3 protein-coding genes and 1 pseudogene are annotated in these 2,109 nt (G+C 40.6%); all 4 read left to right on the top strand.

Annotated features, from left to right (window positions below):
• A partial coding sequence (locus ACKI4H_RS11305) for a TGS domain-containing protein (protein WP_407305765.1) occupies nt 1–969 on the top strand: 969 nt, incomplete at its 5' end.
• 68 nt (nt 970–1,037) lie between these two features.
• Nucleotides 1,038–1,421 carry a RidA family protein gene (locus tag ACKI4H_RS11300; protein ID WP_067726797.1) on the top strand — a complete coding sequence of 128 codons (384 nt, stop codon included), beginning with the start codon at nt 1,038–1,040 and terminating at the stop codon, nt 1,419–1,421.
• Nucleotides 1,422–1,585: 164 nt separating this feature from the next.
• Nucleotides 1,586–1,780: a bacterioferritin-associated ferredoxin gene (locus tag ACKI4H_RS11295; RefSeq protein WP_131268380.1), complete on the top strand. Its 195-nt coding sequence runs from the start codon at nt 1,586–1,588 to the stop codon at nt 1,778–1,780.
• A 259-nt stretch (nt 1,781–2,039) separates the two neighbouring features.
• Nucleotides 2,040–2,109, top strand: a pseudogene (locus ACKI4H_RS11290) (bacterioferritin); the annotation flags it as partial.

Here is a 2,109-nt window from a genome sequence, read left to right as displayed (position 1 = left end):
AAAATTTGGGTTTATACCCCGCATGGCAATTTGCATGAACTGCCTCAAGGTGCGACAGCCGTCGATTTCGCCTATTCAGCCAGTCTATTTTTAGGCAACCATGCTGTAGGTGCGAAAGTAAATGGTGAAACCAAGCCGCTTTCAACACCACTCATTAGCGGGCAAGTGATTGAAATTATTACCGATGTACTCGCAACACCCAATCCAGACTGGCTCAGTTTTATTAACACTCAAAAAGCCCGCCGTGCCTTACAGAATATTTTACGTGATCAAGATATTGAAGAGCAGCAATTGGTGGGCCAGCAGGCACTGAATCGTGCCCTAAAACTGTTTAATCGCTCAGTGAAAGATTTAACAGAAGCCGACTGGGTTGATATCTTGCAATGGCGTCACATCGAATCTAAAGCGCAGTTATTTGAACAAGTCGCTGTCGGAGACCTGCTTCCACAACTGGTTGCCAATCACCTGTTTGCGCAAGATCAGAGTTTAGAGACTCAATCTTCAACCCGTCTGATTCAAGGCACTGAAGGTGTGGATGTCAAATATGCACATTGCTGCAATCCTGTTCTCGGTGATCCAATTCAGGGACACTTATCGCGCCGTGGATTAATCGTACATCGCGCCCGTTGTCACAACCTTCTACATGAACAACACCAGCATCCAGAAAATATTTTGCCTTTGCACTGGGCCTCTGAAGATGCCGATGATATTAGCTTTACCGCCTATTTAAGCATTGATATGGTCATGAATGATGAACAAATTTCTGAACTCATCTACCAATGCCGTAAAGAAAAAACCGGTGTCGAAATGGTGCATAACCATGAAGGGAAAACTTACGTGAATATTGTGGTGCATAACCGCAAACAGATTGCGCAAATCATTCGTGATTTACGCATGCATTTTGGTTTTCCGCGCATTACCCGTTTAGCCCAACCGATTAATATTACAGAAGCATCTAAAGCAAGTTAATTCAATCATATGCAACTTTTTTGACTGATATACGCTATGATGTATGAAGATGATATAAGGAGAAATCAATGTCCCGCCAAGTAATCCATACGGAAAATGCACCAGCAGCAATTGGTACATATTCTCAAGCGATTTTAGTGGAAAATACACTGTATCTTTCTGGTCAAATTGGCTTAGATCCTTACAGTATGGAATTGGTTGAAGGTATTGAGGCACAAATTCGTCGCGTATTTGATAATTTAAAAGCAGTCTGTGAAGCAGCCGGTGGCTCTTTGGCAGATATCGCTAAACTGAACATTTTCCTGACTGATCTTTCGCATTTCCAGCTGGTGAACCAGATTATGGGTGAATACTTTGCACAACCCTACCCTGCACGCGCAGCATTAGGCGTCGCAAGTCTGCCTAAAGATGCTTTAGTGGAAATGGATGGCGTGGTTATTATTAACAAATAAAATCAAATAGTTAAAAAATTGTCTAAAATACCACCGATCAGGTGGTATTTTTTTATTCAAAAACCCAATGAATAAGAATGATATTTCAAATGAATTTCATTGACAAACGATAATAATTATCAATAATATTACTTATCCTATTTCACTATTGTGGCTAGTCGAAAATGTACGTTTGTTTATGCCGTGGTATTACCGATCAAGATATTAAAGATGCCGTAGCAAATGGCGCTGAAAGTTATCGCGAAATCCGCGACTTACTTGATTTGGGTACCTGCTGTGGCCGCTGTGCGCCAGAAGCGCGCGCCATCATTAGCGAAGAACTTTCAGAAATTGCTGCCCGTATATCCATAGCGGCTTAAATACTATAACCATAATAATTAAAGTTTAATGGTCGAAAGATCATCTTCCTCCCCCGCTTATGACTCTAAGCGGGTTTTTCTTATCTATTCTTCCATTTAACCTTTAGTCATTTTGAGTCCGATTTTCATTTGCCGTTCAATAAATTACTCGCCATTATTTTCCGAGTTGTTTAAGATGGTTGTCTAAGATAATTGAAATAATAATTTTTTGATTGCCTGACACATGGTTAAGGCAGAAATTGTTGATGGAGAACTTACAATGAAAGGCAATCGTGATGTGATTAATCAGTTAAATCAGGTGCTGTATCACCAGTTGACTGCCATTAACC

The sequence above is a fragment of the Acinetobacter sp. genome, from assembly GCF_045628685.1.
GTDB lineage: Bacteria > Pseudomonadota > Gammaproteobacteria > Pseudomonadales > Moraxellaceae > Acinetobacter.
Note: the sequence above shows the minus strand (reverse complement) of the source record. Positions and strands in the feature narration are given on the sequence as shown.